At 68.6% G+C, this 23149-nt stretch carries 27 protein-coding genes and 1 tRNA gene; 14 read left to right on the top strand and 14 right to left on the bottom strand.

Features of this window, described 5'->3' with window-relative positions:
* Positions 1-20 precede the first annotated feature (20 nt).
* A complete protein-coding gene (locus BN977_RS02255) occupies positions 21-1991 on the top strand; it encodes an acyl-CoA dehydrogenase family protein (protein ID WP_036396123.1) in 1971 nt (656 codons plus the stop codon).
* Here the strand turns inward: BN977_RS02255 and BN977_RS02260 are convergent, their stop codons facing one another.
* Positions 1992-5042 carry an MMPL family transporter gene (locus BN977_RS02260; RefSeq protein ID WP_036396127.1) on the bottom strand — a complete coding sequence of 1017 codons (3051 nt, stop codon included), beginning with the start codon at positions 5040-5042 and terminating at the stop codon, positions 1992-1994. It abuts the gene before it with no gap.
* A 104-nt stretch (positions 5043-5146) separates the two neighbouring features.
* Between BN977_RS02260 and BN977_RS02265 the strand changes: the two genes are divergently transcribed.
* On the top strand, positions 5147-5737 hold the full coding sequence (locus BN977_RS02265) for a TetR/AcrR family transcriptional regulator (protein WP_036396128.1): 591 nt from the start codon (positions 5147-5149) through the stop codon (positions 5735-5737).
* Here the strand turns inward: BN977_RS02265 and BN977_RS02270 are convergent.
* The gene (locus tag BN977_RS02270; protein ID WP_036396130.1) at positions 5706-6185 is read right to left on the bottom strand and encodes an LppP/LprE family lipoprotein; all 480 of its coding nucleotides are present in this window, start codon (positions 6183-6185) and stop codon (positions 5706-5708) included. The two genes, BN977_RS02265 and BN977_RS02270, sit on opposite strands and share 32 nt — an antisense overlap.
* Before the next feature lie 79 nt (positions 6186-6264).
* On the opposite strand from BN977_RS02270, the gene BN977_RS02275 reads away from it, so the two are divergent.
* From BN977_RS02275 to BN977_RS33200, 5 genes are all read left to right on the top strand, one after another.
* Complete coding sequence (locus BN977_RS02275; RefSeq protein WP_036396131.1) at positions 6265-6936, top strand: cutinase family protein; 672 nt, start codon at positions 6265-6267, stop codon at positions 6934-6936.
* Positions 6937-7019: 83 nt separating this feature from the next.
* Positions 7020-7433 carry a PASTA domain-containing protein gene (locus tag BN977_RS32230; RefSeq protein WP_131590010.1) on the top strand — a complete coding sequence of 138 codons (414 nt, stop codon included), beginning with the start codon at positions 7020-7022 and terminating at the stop codon, positions 7431-7433.
* A gap of 92 nt (positions 7434-7525) precedes the next feature.
* Positions 7526-7750, top strand: a complete 225-nt coding sequence (locus BN977_RS33720; RefSeq protein WP_024455587.1) for a CDGP domain-containing protein — start codon at positions 7526-7528, stop codon at positions 7748-7750.
* 145 nt (positions 7751-7895) lie between these two features.
* Entirely contained in the window at positions 7896-8174 is a 279-nt protein-coding gene (locus BN977_RS02280) for a hypothetical protein (RefSeq protein WP_036396132.1), read from the top strand.
* A gap of 1 nt (position 8175) precedes the next feature.
* Positions 8176-8571, top strand: a complete 396-nt coding sequence (locus tag BN977_RS33200) for a hypothetical protein (protein ID WP_227456399.1) — start codon at positions 8176-8178, stop codon at positions 8569-8571.
* A gap of 253 nt (positions 8572-8824) precedes the next feature.
* Here BN977_RS33200 and BN977_RS02290 read toward each other — a convergent pair.
* A tRNA-Asn gene (locus tag BN977_RS02290) sits at positions 8825-8900 on the bottom strand.
* Positions 8901-9046: 146 nt separating this feature from the next.
* Here BN977_RS02290 and BN977_RS02295 point away from each other — a divergent pair.
* Positions 9047-9298 carry a hypothetical protein gene (locus tag BN977_RS02295; protein WP_036396134.1) on the top strand — a complete coding sequence of 84 codons (252 nt, stop codon included), beginning with the start codon at positions 9047-9049 and terminating at the stop codon, positions 9296-9298.
* Here BN977_RS02295 and BN977_RS02300 read toward each other — a convergent pair.
* From BN977_RS02300 to BN977_RS02310, 3 genes are read right to left on the bottom strand one after another with little or no spacing between them, the layout of a single operon-like run.
* Complete coding sequence (locus BN977_RS02300) at positions 9295-9582, bottom strand: DUF7155 family protein (RefSeq protein WP_227456293.1); 288 nt, start codon at positions 9580-9582, stop codon at positions 9295-9297. The genes BN977_RS02295 and BN977_RS02300 overlap by 4 nt on opposite strands.
* Positions 9583-9638: 56 nt before the next feature.
* Entirely contained in the window at positions 9639-11549 is a 1911-nt protein-coding gene (gene dnaG, locus BN977_RS02305; protein ID WP_024453327.1) for a DNA primase, read from the bottom strand.
* Positions 11550-11569: 20 nt separating this feature from the next.
* Positions 11570-12838 carry a deoxyguanosinetriphosphate triphosphohydrolase gene (locus BN977_RS02310; protein ID WP_024453328.1) on the bottom strand — a complete coding sequence of 423 codons (1269 nt, stop codon included), beginning with the start codon at positions 12836-12838 and terminating at the stop codon, positions 11570-11572.
* 32 nt (positions 12839-12870) lie between these two features.
* On the opposite strand from BN977_RS02310, the gene BN977_RS02315 reads away from it, so the two are divergent.
* Positions 12871-14892: a TPM domain-containing protein gene (locus tag BN977_RS02315; protein ID WP_036396137.1), complete on the top strand. Its 2022-nt coding sequence runs from the start codon at positions 12871-12873 to the stop codon at positions 14890-14892.
* Here the strand turns inward: BN977_RS02315 and BN977_RS02320 are convergent.
* On the bottom strand, positions 14889-15338 hold the full coding sequence (locus BN977_RS02320) for a winged helix-turn-helix transcriptional regulator (protein WP_024453330.1): 450 nt from the start codon (positions 15336-15338) through the stop codon (positions 14889-14891). The genes BN977_RS02315 and BN977_RS02320 overlap by 4 nt on opposite strands.
* Before the next feature lie 80 nt (positions 15339-15418).
* On the opposite strand from BN977_RS02320, the gene BN977_RS02325 reads away from it, so the two are divergent.
* From BN977_RS02325 to BN977_RS02335, 3 genes are read left to right on the top strand one after another with little or no spacing between them, the layout of a single operon-like run.
* Positions 15419-16096 carry an SDR family oxidoreductase gene (locus BN977_RS02325; RefSeq protein WP_036396140.1) on the top strand — a complete coding sequence of 226 codons (678 nt, stop codon included), beginning with the start codon at positions 15419-15421 and terminating at the stop codon, positions 16094-16096.
* 12 nt (positions 16097-16108) lie between these two features.
* Positions 16109-17134 (top strand): alcohol dehydrogenase catalytic domain-containing protein, encoded by a 1026-nt coding sequence (locus BN977_RS02330; protein WP_036396142.1) that lies wholly within the window; start codon positions 16109-16111, stop codon positions 17132-17134.
* Positions 17131-17625 carry a DUF302 domain-containing protein gene (locus BN977_RS02335; RefSeq protein WP_051560970.1) on the top strand — a complete coding sequence of 165 codons (495 nt, stop codon included), beginning with the start codon at positions 17131-17133 and terminating at the stop codon, positions 17623-17625. The genes BN977_RS02330 and BN977_RS02335 overlap by 4 nt, the downstream gene beginning before the upstream one ends.
* Before the next feature lie 11 nt (positions 17626-17636).
* On the opposite strand, the gene BN977_RS32770 is transcribed toward BN977_RS02335, so the two are convergent.
* The 3 genes from BN977_RS32770 to BN977_RS02345 all read right to left on the bottom strand — a co-directional run bounded on the left by BN977_RS32770 (position 17637) and on the right by BN977_RS02345 (position 19679).
* A complete protein-coding gene (locus tag BN977_RS32770; protein WP_165576280.1) occupies positions 17637-17774 on the bottom strand; it encodes a hypothetical protein in 138 nt (45 codons plus the stop codon).
* 10 nt (positions 17775-17784) lie between these two features.
* A complete protein-coding gene (locus BN977_RS02340) occupies positions 17785-18135 on the bottom strand; it encodes an EspA/EspE family type VII secretion system effector (protein WP_051560974.1) in 351 nt (116 codons plus the stop codon).
* 158 nt (positions 18136-18293) lie between these two features.
* A complete protein-coding gene (locus tag BN977_RS02345; protein WP_036396143.1) occupies positions 18294-19679 on the bottom strand; it encodes a glycine--tRNA ligase in 1386 nt (461 codons plus the stop codon).
* Between the two features lie 98 nt (positions 19680-19777).
* Between BN977_RS02345 and BN977_RS02350 the strand changes: the two genes are divergently transcribed.
* Complete coding sequence (locus BN977_RS02350) at positions 19778-20128, top strand: ArsR/SmtB family transcription factor (protein ID WP_024453351.1); 351 nt, start codon at positions 19778-19780, stop codon at positions 20126-20128.
* Positions 20125-20514 carry a Fur family transcriptional regulator gene (locus BN977_RS02355; RefSeq protein ID WP_036396145.1) on the top strand — a complete coding sequence of 130 codons (390 nt, stop codon included), beginning with the start codon at positions 20125-20127 and terminating at the stop codon, positions 20512-20514. Before BN977_RS02350 ends, BN977_RS02355 begins: the two co-directional genes overlap by 4 nt.
* 60 nt (positions 20515-20574) lie before the next feature.
* On the opposite strand, the gene BN977_RS02360 is transcribed toward BN977_RS02355, so the two are convergent.
* From BN977_RS02360 to recO, 4 genes are read right to left on the bottom strand one after another with little or no spacing between them, the layout of a single operon-like run.
* Entirely contained in the window at positions 20575-20976 is a 402-nt protein-coding gene (locus BN977_RS02360; RefSeq protein ID WP_036396147.1) for an NUDIX hydrolase, read from the bottom strand.
* Entirely contained in the window at positions 20973-21392 is a 420-nt protein-coding gene (locus tag BN977_RS02365; protein ID WP_036396149.1) for a hypothetical protein, read from the bottom strand. Before BN977_RS02365 ends, BN977_RS02360 begins: the two co-directional genes overlap by 4 nt.
* A gap of 2 nt (positions 21393-21394) precedes the next feature.
* Positions 21395-22285, bottom strand: coding sequence for a decaprenyl diphosphate synthase (locus BN977_RS02370; RefSeq protein WP_024453355.1), 891 nt, complete (start codon positions 22283-22285; stop codon positions 21395-21397).
* Entirely contained in the window at positions 22224-23108 is an 885-nt protein-coding gene (gene recO / locus BN977_RS02375) for a DNA repair protein RecO (protein ID WP_036396153.1), read from the bottom strand. The genes BN977_RS02370 and recO overlap by 62 nt, the downstream gene beginning before the upstream one ends.
* Positions 23109-23149: the final 41 nt, after the last annotated feature.

Raw genomic sequence — 23149 nt, forward strand, 5'->3', positions numbered from 1 at the left:
TCGACGGGCTAAGTTCGGGTATGACCACCACCGCGGAACATCTGCGCAACACCCTCGACGGACGCTGGCGCGACGTGAAGAACACGGTGCGCACCGAACTGTCCAACGAGATCTTCCGGCCGCACTACACCCCGAACACCGTCATCGCCCGCACCAAGGTGGGCGAGCAGCTGAAGATCATGGCCGCCGCGGGCGCCGCCGAGGACGGCTTCCGCAAGGAGCATGGCGGCACCGGGGACGTCGGCGCGGCGGTCACCCGCATCGAGATGCTCGCCATGAGCGACCTGTCGCTGATGGTCAAGGCCGGTGTGCAGTGGGGCCTGTTCGGTGGGGCGATCGAGAACCTGGGCACCGAGCGGCATCACAAGGCCTACGTCCGCAAGATCATCGACCTGGACCTGCTCGGCTGTTTCGCGATGACCGAGACCGGCCACGGCAGCGATGTGCAGGCGTTGGAGACCACCGCCACCTACGATCCCGCCACCAAAGAGTTCGTCATCGACTCCCCCACCCCCACCGCCCGCAAGGACTACATCGGTGGTGCGGCCGAAACGGCGCGGGTGGCAGCGGTTTTCGCGCAGCTGATCACCCAGGGTGAGGGCCACGGCGTGCACTGTTTCGTGGTGCCGATCCGCGACGAGCAGGGCAACGACCTGCCCGGTGTCACCACCTCGGACTGCCACTACAAGGGTGGCCTGCCCGGCGTGGACAACGGCCGTATCCAGTTCGACCAGGTCCGCATCCCGCGGGAGAACCTGCTCAACAAATACGCCGACGTCGCCGAGGACGGCACCTACTCCTCGCCCATCGAGAACGCCGGCCGGCGGTTCTTCACCATGCTGGGCACCCTGATCCGCGGCCGGGTCACCGTGGGCGGCAGCGCGGCCGCCGCGGCGCGGGTGGCGCTGGACATCGCGACGCGGTATGCGTTGCAGCGCAAGCAGTTCAGCGCCCCCGGTGACGAGGGTGAGGTGCTCATCATGGATTACCTGGTGCACCAGCGCCGGCTGTTCCCGCTGATCGCCAAGTCCTACGCACTGCAGTTCGCGCAGAACGAACTGGTGGCCAAGCTGCACGAGCTGCAGTCCTCCGATTTCCCCGACGCCGAGGAGCAGCGCGAGCTGGAGGCGCGGGCGGCCGGGCTCAAGGCCGCCAACACCTGGCATGCCAGCCGGGCCATCTCCGAGGCCCGCGAGGCCTGCGGCGGCGCCGGCTATCTGGCCGAAAACCGGCTGATCGCACTGCGCGGGGACATCGACGTGTTCACCACCTTCGAAGGTGACAACCATGTGCTGACCCAGCTGGTGGCCAAGGAACTGCTGACCGCGTACGCCGACGACATCAAGGGCATGAGCCCGGTGGAGTGGGTGCGGTTCGCGGCGAACTTCGCCGGCGAGCGGGTGATGAAGCGCACCGCCGCCGAGACGATCATGCAGACCATCCTCGACACCCGCCAGGACAACGAGGAGGAAGGCAGCCTGTTCAACCGCGGCACCCAGGTCCAGATGTTCGAGGACCGCGAGCAGTACCTACTGTCCACGGTGGCGCGCCGGTTGCAGGGCAAGGCCAAGGAGGTGAGCGCCTTCGACGCGTTCAACGCCGTGCAGGATCACGTGCTACACGCCGCCACCGCGCACATCGACCGGATCGTGTTGGAGGCGTTCGTGGCCGGCATAGACACCTGCGAGGACCCGACCGCCCGCGAGATCCTCGATCTGGTCTGTGACCTGTACGCGCTGAGCATCATCGAGGAGGACAAGGCGTGGTTCGTGGAGCACCGCTTCCTGTCCACCGAACGCGCCAAGGCCGTCACCCGCGCCATCAACGACCGCTGCCGCAAGCTGCGCCCGCACGCCGAGCTGCTGGTGGACGGGTTCGGGATCCCCGAGAAGTTGCGCTACGCCGAGATGCTGCACCCCGAGCACATCCCCGACGCCGACGAGCATCAGGAGAAGGACGCCATCAGCTCCGGCACCGTCGAGCCGACGTAGCTATCCCCGCCCGCGCCGACTGGGCCACCAGATCCGGTCGCCGATCAGTGCCATGGCGGCCGGCACCAGGATGGTGCGCACCAGGGTGATGTCGATGAGCAACCCGACGCCGACGGTGAACCCGATCTGCAGCAGGTTGATCACCCGGCCGCTCATCAACGCGAACATGGTGAGCGCGAAGACGACTCCGGCCGTGGTGATGACGCTGCCGGTGCTGCCGAAGCTGCGGATGATGCCCCGCACCATGCCGTCGGCCGACTCCTCCCGGATCCGGGCGGCGAACAGCATGCTGTAGTCGGCGCCGACCGCGATCAGTGCCATGAACGACACCGGGAACACCGACCAGTCGACGTCCACGCCGATCAGGTGCTGCCACACCAGCACGCTGATGCCCGAAGCGGCGCCGAAGGACAGCACGACGACGGCCACCATGAAGGCCGGTGCGGCGATGCTGCGCAGCAGCACCATGAGCACCAGCAGCACGCCCAGGATGGCGACGACGCCGTAGACGGCGAAGTCCCGCCACACCTGGTCGCGCATGTCCGCCGACAGCGAGGCCAGGCCGGTGGTGCCGAAATGCGCCCCCTGCAGCGACGTTCCGTGGGCGGCCTCGGCCGCGGCCGGACCCAGCTCGCGGGTGGCGCTCAGCGCCGCGTCGCTGTACGGGTTGATGCGCCACACCACCAGCATCCGAGCGGTCTTGCCGTCCGGTGCGAACAGCAGCTTCTGCCCTTCCTGGAACGTCTTGTCGGAGAAGCCTTGGGCGGGCAGGTAGAAGCCGGCGCCGGCACCCGCCGAGGTGTGGGCGCTCAAGGTGGCCAGGTAGTCCGAGGCCTGGGTGAGCCCGTCGGTGAGCTGGCCGGTGAGCCCGACCACCTGATCGACCCCGCCCTTGACCTGGGCCAGGCCGGCGGCCAGCCGACTCATGCCCTCGTCGAGGCGATCCGCGCCGCGGACCAGTTCGGCGAGCTGGGTGTCGGCCTGCGCCGGCGACCCGCCGGGCACCATGGCGGCCAGCGTCTGCAACCGGGCGACGGCATTGCGGACGGCGGGCTGGGCGGCCCGCACCTTGTCGATGGTCACCTGCGGCAGCGCCGTCAGCCCCTGCACCTGGCGCAGGGTGCGGGTCACCGCACCGTCGGACAGCGCGTCCAGATCGGCGAGCTCGGAGCGGGCCTTCATGCACACCGGGTTGAGGACGCAGTCCGGCCCGGGCGCCGCGGTGAGCGCGGAACCGAGCGCCGAGCTGACCAGTCGGCCACCGTCGGCAATCTGGGCGTTGTCCGACATGGCCTGCAGGGCCACGTCGAGCAGGCCGACCGAGGCGTCGAGATCGGCCAGGACGGCGGGTACGTCGAGCTCGCCGTCGGTGACCGTGCGCAGCGCGCTGCTGGCCTCCCGGTAACCGCCGAGCACCTGGTGGGCCAGCGCCGTCACCGTCTTGATACCCGAGACCAGTTGCGGCAGTTGGGCATCGGCGGTGGCGGCACCGTCACGCAGGGTGGCGGTGCCCGACGCCAGCCGCTGCAGGTCCGGTGTCGCGGTGCCGATCCGGTCCCTGGCCTCGCCGAGCCGGCCGGCGACGATGCCGGCCTGGTAGCCGACGGTGGTCTGCTCCAGTTGGCTGCCCGTCGGCCGCGTCAGCGCGCGCACGTACGCGACGTCCGGCCGCCCGGCGATGCGGGCCGCGATCCGGTCCAAGGCGGCCAGGTCATTGGTGTTGCGCATGTCGTGGTCGGCCGAGACGATCAGGTATTCCGGCGCGACCTCGTTGAATCCCCAATGCGCATAGGCTTTCTCGTAACCGGCCGCGCTCTCGGTACGGTCCAGTTGCATGGCGTTCTCGTCGAAGTTGACCCGGAACGTCAGCAGCACCGAGGCCGCGGCCAGCAGCACCACCAGCGAGGCGGTCGCCAGGGCGCCCGATCGCCGGATCATCGTGGTACCGATGCGGCGCCAGCGTCGTTCGTTCAGCGGGCGCGGCTCGGCATATCCGCGAGCGCCCAGGATCGCCAGCAGTGCGTAGGGCAGCGTCATCGAGACGGCCAGGGCGAGCACGATCGCGACGGCGATCGGCGGGCCGGCGGCCCGGAACATGCCGAGCTGGGTGAAGCCCATCGCGGTGGCGGCCGCGGCGATGGTGAGCATGGAGGCGATCAGGATGCCGGACACCTTCTGCCCGGCCCGGGCCAGCGCGTCGGGCACCGGTAGGCCGCTGCGCCGGCCCTCGTGGTAGCCGGCCAGGATGAAGATCGCGTAATCGGTTGCCGCGCCGAGCAACATCGCGGTCATCAACGCGATGGTCATGTTGGAAACGGTCATCACACCGTGCTCGCCCAGCAGCGACACCAGCGGCCGGGCCACCCCGAGCCCGACACCGATGGTGAGCAGCGGGATGAGCGCGGTGACCACCGACCGGTACACCACCAGCAGCACGGCGGTGATCAGCAGCACCGAGACACCGGTGATGATCAGCAGCGAGAAGTCCATGGCGCTGAACAGATCGGCCAGGGTGGGTGACGGGCCGGTGTAATACATCTGCAGGCCGTCGGGTCTGGCCAGGGTGTCGATGACCTGGCGGATGTTGACGGTGTTCTGGTGCGCCTTGGTGGAGCCGACGTCGCCGGTGGCCGCGACCACGAGGTTGATCGCCTTGCCGTCGGGGCTGAGCGCGATGCTGCGCAGCGTCTCGTTGCTGTAGGTGTCCAGGACGTACGCGACGTCGTCGGTGTCGGCCCGCAACTGGGCGACCAGTTGGTGGTAGGTCTGTACGTCGGCGGCGCCGATCCCGTTCTCGTTCACCAGCAGCACGCTGCCGATGGCCGACGACGACGGCACCCCGAACTGCTGCGACATGTGCCGAAGTGTTTGCGCGGCTTCGATATTGCCCGGGATGAACGGGGCCGAATGCTCGGCGACGGTGCGCTCCAGCTGCGGGATGGCCAGGTTGAGCGCGCCGACGAGCACCACCCAGAACCCGATGACCCACCATGCGTGCCGGGCACACCATCGGCTGAACCGGCCGAACGCCCTGCTTTCCCCGTGCGCCATACGTCCCCCTCACGCCCCCTTGTAGACCAAATGGTCTACGCGTGGCGTGAGACGTTAGTAGACTGATCGGTACACCGCAATCATCCCCAGGTAGGAAATCTCGCATGCAGGCCCGTGACCGGCTGATCGCCAGCGCCGTCGACCTGATCCGGCGCAACGGCGTCGCTGGTACCGGGCTCGCGTTGCTGCTGGAGGTGAGCGGCACCGCACGGCGGTCGCTCTACCTGAATTTCCCCGGCGGCAAGGCCGAACTGATCGCCGATGCCACCGCCACGGCCGGCAAGGTCACCGCCGCGGCGATCGACCGGCTGGCCGGCGAAGGCGACCCGGCGACCGTGATCCGCCGCTTCGTCGCCGGCTGGGCGGAGGCGCTGCGGGCGTCCGATTTCACCGCCGGCTGTCCCATCGTGGCCGCGGCGCTCGGACGCTCCGAGGCCGCCGCGGCTGCTGACACCGCCGGCGCGGTCTTCAGCGACTGGGAGCGCCGCCTCACCGGTCACCTGGAAGCCGCACGGCTGTCGCCGGCCGACGCCGCGGAACTGGCCACCATGACAGTCGCCGCCGTCGAGGGCGCCATCGTGATGTGCCAGGCCACCAAATCCGACGAACCGCTGCGCCGGGTCGAGGCCGGGCTGGTGGAACTGTTCCGGCTGAAGGCTCCCGCTACGGGTTCGGGATCGGATCCAGCGCCTTGAGCTTGCCGTCGTCACCGATCTGGAAGCGCACCTGGGCGATTCCGGTTGGGCAGCACGGCTTGTCGGCGCCCTGGCGCCACTGGTACTGCACCGTCGCGATCTTGTCGCCCAGCGGCACGACGGTGGTGTAGGGCCGCGGCCTCGGGGTCGGCGGACCCAGCGGCGAGTTGCGGTCGAAGAACAACACCTGCACCGGGGCGTCCAGCGCGGTGTCGCCGGTGCCCACCACCACCCAGTGCAGCCGGCAGTCGCCGGTATGCCCGCTGGCGGTCTGACGCCAGCCGCTGCCCAGTCCCTGGACCGCCGTGGCGACCGTGTCGGCGCTCGGGGTGTCCTCGGTCTTACACCCGGTTGACGTGGACGGTCCCGCATTGGGCGGGCTCCAGCCGCAGGACGCGGCGACGAGGGTGACCGACGCGAGAAGCGGAAGGGTCCGCGAGAGCCGCATGGGTGCGAGCTTACGGACGGTGCCCGGCGAAAACTGCGGAGCGGTACACACAGCGAACCCTGCCGGTAGCATCGCGCCCATGGGTTCTCGCCGTCTGCGCCGGTTGACTGGTCGATTCATGGTTGCCGGCGCGCTGGCCGCGTCCACACTGGCAACCGTCGCCACGCCGGCCGCCGCCGCGCAACCGTGCCCCGACGCCGAGGTCGTGTTCGCCCGCGGCAGCGACGAGCCGCCCGGCGTCGGTGTGACCGGCCAGGCGTTCATCGACGCCCTGCGCACGCAGGCCGCGGGCAAGTCCATCGGCGTGTACGCCGTGAACTATCCGGCCACCGGCGATTTCGACAACAAGGCCGTGTTCCCGGGCACCATGTTCGACGGTGTCCACGATGCCAGCGCTCACATCCAGGCGACGGCAACCAACTGCCCGAACACCAAGATGATCGTCGGCGGCTTCTCCCAGGGCGCCGCGGTGGCCGCCTACGCCACCGGCGACCTGCCGGCCGGGGTGTCCGACCACATCGCCGGGCTGGTGCTGTTCGGTAAACCGAGCGCGCCGCTGCTGGACCACTACGGCGCGCCGGCGGCGAATATCGGCTCGCAGTACGCGGGCAAGTCGCTGGATCTCTGCGCGCCCGGCGACGCCATCTGCGACGGTTCGCAAGCCTCGGCGCTCTCGCCGCTGGCCCACGTGCTCTACCCCTTCAACGGACTCGCCGCCGCGGCCGCATCGGCGGCGGCGGGCCGGCTGTAGCGACGGCACGGATTGTCCGCCGTACGGCTGACGTCCCTGTGAACCACCTGCGCCCAACCTGACGAGGCCGCTACATTGCGCTGATGAAGGTGTCGATCGCTTTGCTAGGCGCGGCTTTGTCGATTGGACTGGTCGGTTGTGCTGGAGAGTCGCCGTCGCCCACACCGTTGACCGTCACCAAGTCGAACACGGTGACGGTGGCTGCGCCGCCGCAAGCCCAAGCTCCGTCCATCGCGGCGCCAGTCGTGGCTACACCAGCGGAAGCTCCAGTGTCGGCGGGCATCACCATCCCAGATATCGCAGCCGGTACCAACGCTGCGATAGCGCAAAGCAAACTTGAAGCGCTTGGCTTGACCAACGTCGAGTTGGCTTCGGCAAACCCCGACTACAGCAACGTGTTCGTGCCGAAGAACTGGACACTCGTGTCGATCGAGCCGGCACCGGGAAGTGTGGTTCAAGCGGGCGACGTGATCATTGTCAAGGTGACGAAACCATAAGGTATGCCGTTCTCGGCCTGTCGGCGGCGGGTTTCGCTTTGCTCTCGATCGGAGCCAGCGTTCCGCTTGCAGCCCCGGCGTCGGCCGGGTGCATGGTCAATATGCTCGGAGCCCAGTACTGTGATGCACCCCCGCGGCCAGACGGGACTTGGCAGCGATGTTGGGCCACCGGCCAGCAGTTCTATCCCACATTCGGGGCCGGCGGCTATCAGAACGGCTTCGGGACGGTTCCAGCGATGGGCAACTGCTATGACGTCAACCCTGCCGAGCCGTGGCCCGTTGTGCCGATCGGGCAACCGCAGTACTACATCCAGTAACACCGTTCGCCCCCGCCAGGGTGAACCCCTGCCCTCGTACTCAACCTGCCAACACTCGGCACCGACCTCCATAGACACGTCGTCCAGCAGATGACCAGCTAAGACACGCAGTTGCATGTGTATTACATTTGCAATACACTTTTGCATGGCGATGATCTGGGACACCGACCGAGACGAACACCTCGCTCGCCACGGCGTCACCATCGCCCAGGCCGAGGAGGCACTGGCCGACCCCGACCGCGTCGTCTTCATCCCCGACTACAAGAGCAAGTCCGGCCGCAGCATCCGCACCATCGGGTTCTCCAGCAGCTTCGGCGACGTACTGGCCGTATTCACAGTCCAGTTCGAGGGCGACGTGTACGGCCTGACCGCCTTCCGTGCCGACAAGCGTGACCGGGGCCATTACATCGAAGGAGGCTACTGACATGCCGAAGGACAGCAACAGGATGCCTGAGAAATTGCGGGATCTCATCGACCAGGAGACCGCGGCGACCGAAGCTGCGCAGGGCCAGGAATGGGAGGGTCCGCTGCCTGACCACGTGACGGTTTCCCGGCCGGGTCGGGCCCGCAGCAAGGTGCTACAAGTGCGACTCAACCCGGAGGAGTTCGATGCCCTGGAGCAGATCGCGGCGCAACGTGAGCTGCCGGTGTCGACGGTTGCGCGTGAGCAGCTGCTTGGATTGATCGCGCGTGAGGCGCAATCCGGAGAAACACGAGCGCAGGAACTGATCTGGCAGTTGACGATGGTGACAGATCGGTTGCGTGCGGTACTCCATGTGGACGGGATGCCGGATCCGCCAGCCGTAAAAGCGGAGCCGTAAGCACCCGGCGTGCGCGTGAGCGCGGCACGTCACCACCCCCCACACCGGAAACACCTGGCGAGCTCCTGGCGATCCGTCGGCCGAAAGCGCGGAAAGCCGATGAGCAGTGGACGGTACGCCCAGACGCCGGCGCCACGTTACAAGAAGTGCCGGTAACCAGCACGACTCGATACGAATCTACGGGTCAGATACTGGATCTGGCCCCTGAGACGACAACAGGCCAGGGGCGAAACCGCCTCTGGCCTGTGCGTTCTGGCTCCCCCGGATGGACTCGAACCATCAACCGTCCGATTAACAGTCGGAAGCTCTGCCAATTGAGCTACAGGGGATTGAACCGAAAACAGACTCTAGCCTATGGGGGCGGCACGACTCGAATCGGCACGTCAGCGCCACTTTCGGAAGGCAGGATGACCCGTCCACAGCTACGTGAGGCAGGATGGACAACGTTCTGCAGTGATCCGGGGAGGGAGTACACGTGTTCCGGTTCGTCTTCGTGCTGGGGGTCGGCTACGTGCTCGGCGCCAAGGCCGGCCGCCGGCGGTACGAACAGATCGCCGGCACGTACCGCGCCGTCACCGAGAATCCGGCCACCAAGGCCGTACTGGATGCCGGGCGCCGCAAGCTTGCCGACCGGGTGTCCCCCGATCCGGCGATGGTCCGATTGACGGCGATCGACGCCGAGACGACAGTGCTCGAACCGCTGGACGAGACCGCGGAGAAGCGTTAACCGACGGGGACGTTCCAGGTCTGGCCGGGGAACAACGGGCCCGAGTTGACGCCGTTGCTACCCACCGAGATACCGGGGCTGCTGAATCCGGCACCACCGCCGCCACCGGAGTTCGAGTAGGACAGGCACTTGCCGTCCTCTTTGTTACCGAACCACGCCAGGCACGGCGGCTGAGCCTGCACCGAGCTCTGGGAGCCGGCGGCCGACAAGGCCACCACCGGTGCCGCGGCCGTCGCGACCGCGAACGCGCCCACCAGGACCAGACGCCGAGCTGAAATGTTCACCGGGATGCCTTTCTGATGGCTTCGTCGGACGACTCACCATAGCGTGCGAGGACAGATCACGCAGTCATGTCGTCACCGCTGGCCTGCTCCAGCAGGCTGCGGCGATAGGTTTCCATGGCCACCAGATCACCGAACAGCGCGTGGTACTCGTCGCTGTTGTCCACCGGCGACATCCGCTGCAGCTTGGATTTCACCTCGGCGATCTGCCGGCCCACCGACACCTCCTGCAGCCGGGCCAGCACCCCGGTGACATACCGGACCAGCTTCTCGTCGTCCTCGATCCGGATGGCCTCCACACCGAGTTCGTTGACGAGGTTCGCTCCTTCGGGCGTCTCCTGCAGGTCGCGCACCGCCTCGATCCACTGGGCACCGGACAGCCCGGCCGAGGTCCCGCCCGCGGCGGCGATGGCCGCCCGCACGGCGGCGTAGCCGGGATGGGTGAAGCTCTCGACGGTCAGCGAATCGAAGACCGGACCGGCCAGCCCCGGGTACTGCAGCGCCGCCTTGAGGGCTTCGCGTTGCGGGCGCAGCGTCGGATCGCGCGGATCGGGACGGGTGACGGCGGGCCGCGCCGGACGGGCGGGCGCCTCGGACCGGTTGTCGCGCCGGGCGCCGCCCTTGGGTCCCTTGCGCGCGGCTTCCTCCCGCACCCGGGCCAACACCTGGGCCACGTTGTCCCAGCCCACCCAGCCGGCCAACTGGCGAGCGTATTCGTCGCGCAGTGTCGGGTCCTTGATCCCGGCGACCATCGGCACGCACCGGCGCAGCGCGGCCACCCGGCCCTCGGCGCTGTCCAGGTTGTGATCGGTCAGCGCGGTACGGATGGCGAACTCGAACAGCGGGGCACGCCGGGCCACCAGGTCGCGCAGCGCGCCGTCGCCGTCGCGCAGACGCAGATCGCAGGGATCCATGCCGTCGGCGGCCACCGCCACGAACGACTGCCCGGCCAGGTTCTGCTCCCCCTCGAACGCCTTCACCGCAGCGGCCCGCCCCGCCGCGTCACCGTCGAAGACGTAGATCAGCTCGCCGCGAAAGAAGTTGTCGTCCATCATGAGTCGGCGCAGCATGGCCAGGTGGTCGTCACCGAAGGCGGTGCCGCATGCGGCGACGGCGGTGGTCACCCCGGCCATGTGCATGGCCATCACGTCGGTGTAGCCCTCGACGACGACGGCCTGATGCCCCTTGGCGATGTCGCGTTTGGCCAGATCCAACCCGAACAGCACCTGGGACTTCTTGTACAGCACCGTCTCCGAGGTGTTGACGTACTTCGCCTCGATGCGGTCGTCGTCGAACAACCGGCGCGCCCCGAAGCCGATGGTCTCCCCCGACGACGCGCGGATGGGCCACAACAACCGCCGGTGGAACCGGTCGATCGGGCCCCGCTGGCCCTGCCGGGACAGGCCGGCGGCCTCCAGCTCCTTGAACTCGAAACCCTTGCGCAGCAGGTGCTTTGTCAGGGTGTCCCAGCCTGCGGGCGCGAACCCGCAGCCGAACCGCTTGGCGGCCTCGGCGTCGAAGTTCCGGTCGATCAGGTACTGCCGGGCCGGGGCGGCATCCTCGGATTGCAACGCCTCGGCGTAGAACTCCTGGGCGGCGGCGTTGGCCGCGATCAGTCGGCTGCGGCTACCCCGGTCGCGTTGCACGTTGGCGGTGGTGCCGCCGGTGTAGGTGACGGTGTAGCCCACCTTGTCGGCCAGCAGCTCCACCGCCTCGACGAAGCTGACGTGTTCGATCTTCTGTAGGAAGGCATAGACATCACCGCCTTCACCGCAGCCGAAGCAGTGGAAGTGGCCGTGGTTGGGCCGCACGTGGAACGACGGGGACTTCTCGTCGTGGAACGGGCACAGACCCTTGAGCGAGTCCACCCCGGCCCGGCGCAGCTGGACGTAATCGCCGACGACTTCCTCGATGCGGACACGTTCACGGATGGCCGCGATATCGCGATCCGCAATACGCCCCGAAGCCATCGGATCAGTCTAGAGGCCGGTCACAAGGGCTTGCGCGAACGCGCCTCGTAGACCCGTTCCAACCGGCTCTCGGTGTAGGACGCGATCTGGTCGACCACCACCCGCAGCCGCGCCCCGTCGTCGGCGGCGGCCTCGAACTCGGCGGCGAACTGCGGGTCCAGGCTGCCCGGCGCCTGTGCCCACAACACCAGCGCGACCTCCTCGACGAGGGTGCGCTGATCGGCCTGCACCTGCAGGTGCCGGTGGTCGGACATGATGAACTGCAGGGCCAGCATCTTGAGCACCGCCACCTCGGCCCGCACCAGGGCCGGCACGGCCAGTTCGGTGTCGTAGCGGCGCAGCGGTCCGGTCCCGGCTTGCGCCTGTGTCGCGGTGATGGCCGCGTTGGCGAACCGGCCCACCAGTTCACTGGTCATGTTCTTCAGCCCGACCGACGCCGCCAAGGTGCCGTCGAACTTGCCGACCGCGGCCACCACCGGCACCTCCGACAGCCGCTGCGCGGCCGCCACCAGTTCGTCGTGGCTGACCGTCGGGAACGCCTCGGCCCCCAGCCGGGCCAGCGCGTCGGCGGCGTCGGCATCGGCGAGCACCCGCAGGTCGATGCGTCCGGAGATCACCCCGTCCTCGACGTCGTGCACCGAGTAGGCGACATCGTCGGCCCAGTCCATCACCTGCGCTTCCAGGCAGGTCCGCTCTGCGGGCGCACCGGCCCGCATCCACGCCGCCGCCTCGGCGTCGTCGTCGTAGAAACCGAACTTCTTGCGCACCCCCTCGCGATACCAGGGGTACTTCGTCACCGCGTCCAGCGCCGCGCGGGTGAGATTCAGCCCCGCGGAACGACCGTCGGGGTCAAGTATTTTCGGCTCCAGCCGGGTCAGGATGCGGAAATTCTGGGCATTGCCCTCGAACCCGCCGAACGGCTTGGCGATCTCGTTGAGCGCGCGTTCGCCGTTATGCCCGTACGGCGGGTGGCCGATGTCATGGGCCAGCCCGGCCAGGTCCACCAGGTCGGGATCGCAGCCCAGCCCGACGGCCATCCCGCGGCCGATCTGGGCCACCTCCAGCGAGTGGGTGAGCCGGGTGCGTGGGGTGTCGCCCTGCCGGGGACCGACCACCTGGGTCTTATCGGCCAGCCGGCGCAGCGCCGCACAGTGCAACACCCGGGCCCGGTCCCTGGCGAAATCGGTGCGGTGCTCGGTCCCGGTTCCGGGCAGCGCGGCACCTTTGGGCGCCTCGGTCACCAGGCGCTGCCTGTCGAGGTCGGTATAGAGATCGGTCACGGTGCCCACTGGCGGACAGTCTGCCAGCTAGATTTGCGGTCATGCGCCTCGCCCGCCTGCTCGGCATGATCCTCGCGATGCTGTCCGTCGGCCTGCTGCTGGCACCCGCGGGGCAAGCCAAGCCGCCGTTCCGGTTGCCCAGCCAAATAGTCGACGGTGCAAACGCGCTCAGCGGCCAGGACTTCAACCGCGTCACCCAGGCCATCGACAAGCTCTACGCCGACCGGCATGTCCGGCTGTGGGTGGTGTACGTGGACACCTTCTCCGGCCAGGACGCCGAACCGTGGGCCCGGGCCACCCTCGAGGCCAGCGACCTGGGCCCCTACGACGCGTTGCTGGCCGTGGCCACCACCGACCGGGCGTACGCGTTCCTGGCCGGCGGGGTGGCCGCCAGCAACGCCGAAGCGAACACCCTGCGCCGCAACGACATCGAGCCGGCGCTGCACGACGACAATTGGGCGCAGGCCGCCATCGCCGCCGCCGAGGGCCTGGCCGCCAACGCCTCCTCGACGACGGGGCCTTCTACATCGTCGGGGGCCGAGATGAACTGGGTCGGCTTGCTGGCCATCCTCGCGGTGATCGTGCTGGCCGTGGTGGTCCTGGTGCTGTGGCAGCGCCGGCGTCGCCGTAAGCGCCGCGCCGCGGACTTCGCGGCCGCCCAGCGTGCCGACCCGACCGATCCCAATGCACTGGCCGCGATGCCGCTCGACACGTTGGACGACCTGTCCCGCTCGATCGTCGTCGACGTCGACAACGCGGTACGCACCAGTGACAACGAGCTGGCGCTGGCCGTCGAGGAGTTCGGCGAGAAGGACACCGCCCCGTTCGTTGCCGCGGTCGACGCCGCCAAAACGACGCTGGGGCAGGCGTTCAACGTGCGCCAGATCCTCGACGACACCGTGCCCGAGACCCCCGCGCAGCGCCGCGACCTGCTGACCCGGGTGGTGGTCGCCGCCGCCAAGGCCGACCGTGAACTCGAGGCCCAGCGCGGTGCGTTCGCTGCGCTGCGCGATCTGGTGATCAACGCGCCCGCCCGGCTGGACACCTTGACCCAGCAGATGGTCGACCTCAGCGCGCGGATCGGACCGTCCGAGCAGACCCTGGCCGGGCTGCACCAACAGTTCGCCGATGCCGCCTTGACCTCCGTCGCGGGCAATGTCGAAACCGCCAAGCAGCGTTTGGCTTTCGCCGACCAGAACATCACCAACGCCCGCAACCTGGTCGCCCGCCCGGTCGGCAGCCAAGCGGGCCTGGTCGATTCGGTGCGCGCCGCCGAATCCGCCCTGGGCCAAGCGCGCACCCTGCTGGATGCCGTGGACAGCGCCGCCACCGACATCAACCGCGCCATCGCGGCGCTGCCCGCCGCGATCGCCGACATCCAGAACGGCATCGATGCCGCGGGTGCCCAACTGGCGCAGGGCAATCTCACCCAGGCCGCCGCCCTGACCGCCGCGCGCGACGCCGCCGTGCAGGCGGTGTCCGCCGCGAAGGGCGCCGGCGGCACCGACCCGCTGGGCGCCTTCACCAGTTTGAGCGCCGCCGACGCCGACCTGGACCGGCTGCTGGCCGCGGTCACCGAGGAGCGCGAGACCACCGAACGGTTACGCCGCGCGTACGGTCAGGCGTTGTTCAGCGCCCAGACCCGGATACGCGGTGTCTCGGATTTCATCGACACCCGCAGGGGCAGCGTCGGCCCGGAGGCGCGCACCAAGCTGGCCGAGGCGGTGCGCCAATTGCAGGCCGCCCAGGACCGGCAGGCCGGCAATCTCGGCGAGGCGATCCAGTACGCCAACGGGGCGGCGGCCCTGGCCGCCCAGGCGCAGTCATTGGCCAACGAGGATGTGGCCGCCGCGCAGCGCCACTACGGCGGGTACGGCGGCGGGTACGGCGGCGGCGGTTCGAATGCGGGCGCCGTGCTGGGCGGCATCATCATCGGCAACATCTTGTCCGGCGCGCTGCGCGGCGGGCTGGGCGGCAGTGTCGGCGGCGGCTGGAGCCCCACCTCGTTCGGCGGCTCGGGCAGCTCCGGCGGTTCGTTCGGTGGGGGCGGCGGGCGCTTCTAGTCGGTCGGCGCCACCAGGGCGACCCGCGGCGCGGGCACCGTGCTGCCGTCGCGCCGGCGGAAGCCGATGCCCACCGCCTCCCCGGTGTCGGCCTCCACGAACCGGTAGGCGCTGCTGTCCGGCCGGGCCAGGTGGGTGTGGCCCCACTGACCGATGGCCGCCAACACCGGCACCAGATCGTGGCCGGCCTCGGTAAGCACATATCGACTGCGGGTGCGGTCACCGGGCTCCTGGTAATCGACCACCTCCAGGATTCCGGCGGCGACCAGCTCCGAGAGCCGTGCACTGAGCACGTCGGAGGCCACGCCGAGGCGCTGCTTGAACTCCGAGAACCGGGTGCGGCCCAGCAGCGCCTCACGGATGATCAGCACCGCCCACCGCTGCCCCAGGACGGACATCGTGCGGGCGATGGGGCAGGGATCGTCGAGCCATGAAGCGGTGCGCATGGTCACATTCTACCTAGGTTGGAAATGCAAACTCAGCACTGCTACGTTGACGCGAGCAGAACCCGAAAAGGAGAAGACCAATGACAGGAACTCAGGTGGCCGGCGCGACGGTCCTGGTAACCGGCGGACAGCAAGGTCTCGGCAAGGCAATCGTCGCCGCGTTGCTCGACGCCGGCGCCGCCAAGGTGTACTCGACCAGCCGCCGGCCGGGTACCCCGGTCGATCCGCGGGTGGTGGTGATCCAAGCCGATGTCACCGACGATGCATCGGTGGCCGAACTGGCCAAGGCGGCCGGTGACGCCACCATCGTGGTGAACAACGCGGGCACACTTGGCGGCCAGTCGCTGCTGACCGACGACCTCGACGACGTCCGATCCGTACTGGAAACCAATCTCTACGGGCCACTGCGGGTCACCCGGGCGTTCGCGCCCCTGCTGGCCGGCCGCGGCGGCACCATCGTCAACGTTGCATCGGTGCTGTCCTGGTTGCCCGGATTCGGGTCCTATGGCGTCTCCAAGGCCGCGCTGTGGTCGGCCACCAATTCGCTGCGCCTGGAACTGGAACAGCAAGGCACCCAGGTCATCGGCGCCTACCTCGGCTACACCGACACCGATATGGCAGCCGATTTCGATGTGCCCAAGAACGATCCGGCCGATGTCGCCCGCCAGATCGTGGACGGGATCATCGCCGGCACACCGGAAGTCCTGGCCGACGACCTCACCCGCCAGGTGCACGCTCCCCTGCACCCGGTCGCCTAGGAGCATCCGAACATGGCTACCTACAAGGCTTTTCAGGTCACCGGCCAGCGGCAGTTCGCCCTCGTCGAACGCGACGTCGTGCCACCGCCACCCGGCCAGGTGCGGGTGCGGGTACACAGCTGCGGCGTCTGCCACAGCGACGTGCTGGCCGTCGAGGGCCAGCGACCCGATCCGCAGCAGCCGGTGGTGCCCGGCCACGAGATCGTCGGCGTCGTGGACGCCGTGGGTGACGGCGTTCACGCCTGGGCGCCCGGCGACCGGGTCGGGATCGGCTTCCTCGGCGGACAGTGCAACGAATGCGAGTTCTGTCGCCGCGGCGACTTCGTCAACTGCCTCGACCAGCCCACCCCCGGCACCAGTACCGACGGCGGCTATGCCGAAGTCGTCTATGCCCGGGCGACCGGGCTGGTGCGGGTGCCCGACGGGCTGGCACCCAATCTCGCCGCTCCCCTGCTGTGCGCGGGTGTCACGACCTTCAACGCACTGCGCAACGCGCCGGCCACCCCGGGCTCCCTGGTGGGCATCCAAGGCCTCGGCGGGCTCGGGCATCTCGGCGTGCAGTACGCCAAGGCACTGGGCTTCCGGGTCGCGGCGATCGCCCGCGGTCCCGAAAAAGCCGACCTGGCCAAACAATTGGGCGCCGAGTTCTACATCGACAGCGCCGCCGAGGATCCGGGCGCGGCGTTGACCGCGCTCGGCGGGGCGGCGGCCGTCGTGGCCACCGCCGCCAGTGGTGCATCGATGGGCCCGCTGGTGGCCGGCCTGCGCCCGCGCGGCCAGCTGGTGGTGGTCGGCGCCGCGTTCGACCCGATCGCCCTGAACACCACCGATCTCATCTTCGGCGCCCGCAGCGTCGTCGGCAGCCTCACCGGTTCCTCGATCGAGAACGAGGACAACCTGGCGTTCAGCCTCGCCAACGGCATCGCGCCGATGATCGAGGTGATGCCGTTCGAGGATGCTCCGCAGGCCTACGAACGGATGATGTCCGGTAAGGCCAGGTTCCGGGTGGTCCTGGAGATCGCGGGAGAGCAGTCGTGACCGCGGTCGAGCATCTCAATCGCCGGCTGCTGGTGGCGCTGCCCGACGACTACGCAACGGCACGCAGTCGGTACGAGGCACTGGTTCCCGTGGTGGACATGACCCGGTTCGCCACGGCCGGTAATTGGGATGAGATGTTGGCCGAGGTTAAAGCCCAAGCCCCGCACGGCTTCCTGCGGTACTTCCAGACCGACGTGGTCCCGGCGATGACGGGTTCCGGATCGAGCTGGCCGGCCACCGAGTACCTGATGGGCAACCACACCATCGCCGAGCGGATGTACCGCCACGACCCGGCCGTCATGCTGCACGCGCCGCTGCGCACCCTGCTCTACGACGGCGGGCAGGGACCCGTGCTGGCCGTCGATCAGCCCAGCCTGCTGTTCGGCAGCTACGGGAATCCGGCGATCACAGCGGTGGGTGTCGAGCTCGACGGGCTGCTGGCCGCGCTCATCGATCTGCTCGGCGGGGAGGTTCCCGCGGAGCTGCGGTAGGGCCCGCGGGTTCAGGTGGTGGGCGACTCTGCGAGCGCCTGATACCCCGCACCGATATCACGAATCCGATTGGCAATTCCGGTCATATCGCTGTTCGACCGGTGCACGATCTCAGCGATGTCGGCGACGCCTTTGGACACCACGGTCATCAGGGCTCGCTCACCCGCCGCGTTCGGCGGCACGGTGGCCGCGGCAGACAGCACCCACTGTTTGACCGCATCGAGGTCGCGCCGGCCCGCCGTCACGACGTCGGCCGACCTCGGCACCGAGGCGGCGGTCCAATTCGGCGAGCCGGCCGATGGTCCCGGCCAACCGTTGGTTGCGATCGGTGTAGGCCTCGGCGGCCGAACCGGTCCACTGCTCCCCCGGTGCCGTGCCGAGCACCGTGTCGCGGAACTGCTCGAGCCGACCCCCCATGTCGAACCGAGACCCGTCGACCGGTGTCCCGGTGCCCAGGGTCGCGCGGGCGTTGTCCCACGTGGCGAGGAATGCCGTCAAAACGCTGATCACCGCCCCCTTCGGTCCCGTGACTCGAATCCTATGCGAGCCCCCGACACCTCAGGAGCGGCAATATCGCGGCGATCGGCCCCCAACCACGAGCGAGCAGACGCAAAGGGCCCCAATTCCACCCGGAACTGCGGCCCTTTGCGTCTGCTCGCGGGGGAAAGTCAGGCGCCCTTGAGCCGGACCGCCAGGTAGTTCGACACCTCGGAGATGGCCACCCGCTCCTGGGTCATCGCGTCGCGCTCGCGGATGGTGACCGCCTGGTCCTCCAGCGAGTCGAAGTCCACCGTGATGCAGAACGGTGTGCCGATCTCGTCCTGGCGCCGGTAGCGCCGGCCGATCGCGCCGGCGTCGTCGAATTCGATATTCCACGACTTGCGCAGTTCGGTGGCCAGGTCACGCGCTTTCGGCGACAGATCGGCGTTGCGCGACAACGGAAGTACAGCCGCCTTGACCGGGGCCAGCCGAGGATCCAGCCGCAGCACGGTGCGCTTGTCCACACCGCCCTTGGCGTTGGGCGCCTCGTCCTCGTGGTAGGCGTCCACCAGGAACGCCATCAGCGAGCGGGTCAGGCCGGCCGCCGGCTCGATCACGTACGGCACGTAACGGGTGTCGGTGCCCTGGTCGTAGAACGACAGGTCGACACCGGAATGCTCTGCGTGCGTGGACAAATCGTAGTTCGTGCGGTTGGCGATGCCCTCCAGCTCACCCCACGGGTTGCCGGCGAATCCGAACTTGTACTCGATATCGGTGGTGCCCGCGCTGTAGTGCGAGAGCTTCTCCAGCGGGTGCTCGTAGAGGCGCAGGTTCTCGGGGTTGATGCCGAGATCGATGTACCACTGCAGCCGCGTGTCGATCCAGTACTTGTGCCACTCGGGCGCCGTGGACGGCTCGACGAAGAACTCCATCTCCATCTGCTCGAACTCGCGAGTGCGGAAGATGAAGTTGCCCGGGGTGATCTCGTTGCGGAAGCTCTTGCCGATCTGACCGATACCGAACGGCGGCTTCTTGCGCGCGGTGGTCACCACGTTGGCGAAGTTGACGAAGATGCCTTGCGCGGTCTCGGGTCGCAGATAGTGCAGACCCTCCTCGGACTCGATCGGGCCCAGATAGGTCTTGAGCATCATGTTGAAGTCGCGCGGCTCGGTCCACTGCCCCTTGGTGCCACAGTCGGGGCAGACGATCTCGGTCATCGGGACGGCATCGGGGTCGTCCAGACCCTTCTTGGCCGCGTAGGCCTCCTGCATGTGGTCCTGCCGGTGCCGCTTGTGGCAGTTCAGGCATTCCACCAGCGGGTCGTTGAAGACGGCCACGTGGCCCGACGCCACCCACACCTGGCGGGGCAGGATGATCGCGCTGTCCAGGCCGACGACGTCGTCGCGACCGGTGACCACCGACCGCCACCACTGCCGCTTGATGTTCTCCTTCAGCTCGACACCCAGTGGCCCGTAGTCCCACGCCGACTTGGTGCCGCCGTAGATCTCACCCGATTGGTAGACCAGGCCACGGCGTTTCGCCAGGTTCGCAACGGTGTCGATGATGGAAGCCACGGGTTGACAGCGTAGCGATCGGCCCGCCCTAAACCGAAAACGGGACCAGTGGCGATCACCCTTGACATGCACGGACGCGCATGTAATCTGACTCCATAATGAAAATCGTTTCCACTACTGCCGACGAGCACGACCATGTCAGCGCACCGTCGGCCGACCTGCCCGACCGCGAGATCCTGGACACCGCGGGCGACCTACTGCGCGCGCTGGCCGCGCCGGTGCGCATCGCGCTGGTGTTGCAGCTACGCGAATCCGCGCGCTGCGTGCACGAACTCGTCGACGCGCTGCAGGTGCCTCAGCCCCTGGTCAGCCAGCACCTGCGCATCCTCAAGGCCGCCGGGGTGGTCGCCGGTGAGCGCAGCGGCCGGGAGGTGATGTACCGCCTGGTCGACGAACACCTGGCCGAGATCGTGCTGGCCGCGGTCACCCACGCCGGGGAGGACGCATGAGTACACCTGTGCGGGCCACCCGCCAGCGGGCCGCCATCTCTGCGCTGCTGGAGAACATCGCCGACTTCCGCTCGGCTCAGGAACTGCACGACGAACTCCGGCAGCGCGGCGAGAACATCGGACTCACCACGGTGTACCGGACGCTGCAGTCGATGGCGACCTCGGGACTCGTCGACACCCTGCGCACCGACACCGGCGAATCGGTGTACCGGCGCTGCTCCGAACATCACCATCACCACCTGGTGTGCCGAGCCTGTGGGTCGACCGTGGAGGTCGAGGGCGGCGCGGCCGAGGCCTGGGCCGAAAGCGTCGCCGCCGAACACGGTTTCACGGATGTCAGCCACACCATCGAAATTTTCGGAGTGTGCGGATCTTGCGCCAGCTGACGGTCACCAAGGGGTCAAGCCACACCATCGAGATCTTCGGAGTGTGCGGTTCCTGCGCCGTCAACTGACGCGCGCGAACTCCAGCACGGGATCCAGCGTCAGCGGCGCCAGTTCGATATCCCCCGGCGCGTGCGGGTCCACCCACGCCATCTCGGCGATCTCCGCGGCCGGCCGCGGCGGGCCGTCGAGGCGCACCCGGAACAGGTCCGCGGCCACCCGGTGCCCCGGTTCATTGGCGGCCGCCGCATCGTGATGGCCCAGCGGGATGACCGAGGCCTCGACGACGCCGACACCCAGCTCCTCCCGGATCTCGCGGTGCAGGGCCTGCACAGGCGTCTCGCCGGGCTCCAGTTTTCCGCCGGGTTGCATGAACGCCGTCGTGCCGCGCTTGCGCACCACCAGCACATGGTTGCGGTCGTCGAGCACGACGGCCGCCACGATGCGGATGACCGGACCCGTCACGCCAGCAGCGCCCGTCGCACATCGGCCCCGGTGGACAACACCATCAGCAGCAGCGTGCCCAGCGCCTCGTCGGTCAGCCCGGCGGCCGGAAAGTTGTAGCGCAGCAACACATCTGCCGTCTTTGAAGCCTGCTTGCGGGAGTTGCCGCCTGCGCCGGCGCCCTTCTCCGTCAATGACACGGTCCCCAACAGGGTGTTGTGCGCGTGGTCGCCGACCGCGGCCCGCAGTTTCGCGTCCAGGGGCAGATCCCAGGCCAGCATCTGCGTCAGGGCCACCATGTCCAGGCCCTCGGCGATGGTCACCACCCGCAGCGACGAGAAGGTGCCGTCATGTTGCACGGTGAGCGACCCGTCGTCCTCGTGGGTGGTGGACAGGATCGCCTCGGCGACGGCGGCCAACCGCTGCTGCAACGACATGGTCAGGCTCTGCCGAAACGCCGGTTGCGGTTGACGTACTCCTCGCACGCCGCCCACAGGTCGCGCCGGTCGTAGTCCGGCCACAGCTTGTCCTGGAAGACGTACTCCGCATACGCGGCCTGCCACAGCATGAAGTTGCTGGCACGCTGCTCCCCCGACGTCCGGATGAACAGGTCGACATCGGGGATGTCCGGGCGGTGCAGATGCTTGGCGAAGGCGGCCTCGGAGATGCGCGACGGGTTCAACTTGCCCTCTGCGGCCTCCTCGGCCAGTGCCCGCGCCGCCTCGACGATCTCGGTGCGCCCGCCGTAGTTCACGCAGTAATTGACCGTGATGACGTCGTTGCCGACCGTCATCTGCTCGGCGATGTCGAACTCCTTGATGACACTGCTCCACATCCGCGGCCGCGACCCGACCCAGCGCATGTTGACGCCCATGGCATCCAGATTCTCCCGGCGGCGGCGCACCACCTCCCGGTTGAAGCCCATCAGGAAACGCACCTCCTCGGTGGAGCGTTTCCAGTTCTCGGTGGAGAAGGCATACACCGACAGGTGCTTGATGCCGAGCTCGATGGCACCGCACGTGATGTCGATGAGCACCGCCTCGCCCATCTTGTGCCCCTCGGTCCGGCCCAGGCCGCGCTGGGTGGCCCAACGGCCGTTGCCGTCCATCACCACCGCGACATGGTTGGGCACCTGGTCGGCGGGGATCTGCGGGGCGGCCGCCTTGGACGGATGCTGGGGCGGGCGGGAGAACCGGCCGTTGGTGCGGGCCGGGAGCTCCGGGAACACCACCGGCCAGGTCGACGTGTCGGGGAAAACCGGATAGTCGTCAGGCGCCGGGGGCAGCTGTGGGTACGTGGACTTGCCCGTCTTGCCCCGTTTGGTTGCCATGCGCCATATCCTGCCCGAACACCCTCGCGCGGCGTTCGAGGCCCACGGTATCGACCCGGAAACGGGCGATCTGCTCGTCGCGCACCCGGTCATCACCCCGCTCGACCAGTGGCAATGTCCGCAGTTGACGTTCCAGATGCCACTGCAGGTGGGCCGCGACAAGCCCGCTGGCCTGGCTGCGGTGCGACGACGTGGAAGTCTCGGCGAACTCCCAGTCCCCGTCGTGCAGGGCGACCATCAGATCCAGCACGGCCTGCGCGGGCGTCGCCGAACCCGACGGCCGGCAGTGCACGCAGACGCTGCCACCCGCGGCGATGTGGAAGGCCCGGTGCGGTCCCGGCGCGGCGCACCGGGCGCATTCGGACAGCGCCGGAGCCCAGCCCGCGATCCCCATCGCCCGCAGCAGATAGGAGTCCAGCACCAGCTCCCGCGGCCGCCGACCGGCCGCGACGGCCCGCAGTGCCGCCACCGTCAGGCTGTGCAGCTCCGGCACCGGGGCGTGCTCCTCACCGGCCAGCCGTTCGGCAGTCTCCAGCATGGCGCACGCGCACGTGTAGCGGCCGTAGTCGTTGACGATGTCGGCGGCGAACGCGTCGATGGACTGCACCTGGGTGACGATGTCCAGATTGCGGCCGGGGTGCAGTTGAACGTCGATGTGCGCGAACGGCTCCAGCCGGGCCCCGAACTTGCTGCGGGTGCGCCGCACCCCCTTGGCGACGGCACGGACCACGCCGTGCTCGCGGGTGAGCAGCGTCACGATCCGGTCGGCCTCGCCGAGCTTGTGCTGGCGCAGCACCACCGCTCGATCCCGGTACAACCGCATCGGGCCAGTCTCCCATCGCGTGCCGACACCGGCCGCGCCGC

Origin of the sequence: Mycolicibacterium cosmeticum (genome assembly GCF_000613185.1) — a bacterium.
In the GTDB taxonomy this organism is placed as follows: Bacteria; Actinomycetota; Actinomycetes; order Mycobacteriales; family Mycobacteriaceae; genus Mycobacterium; species Mycobacterium cosmeticum.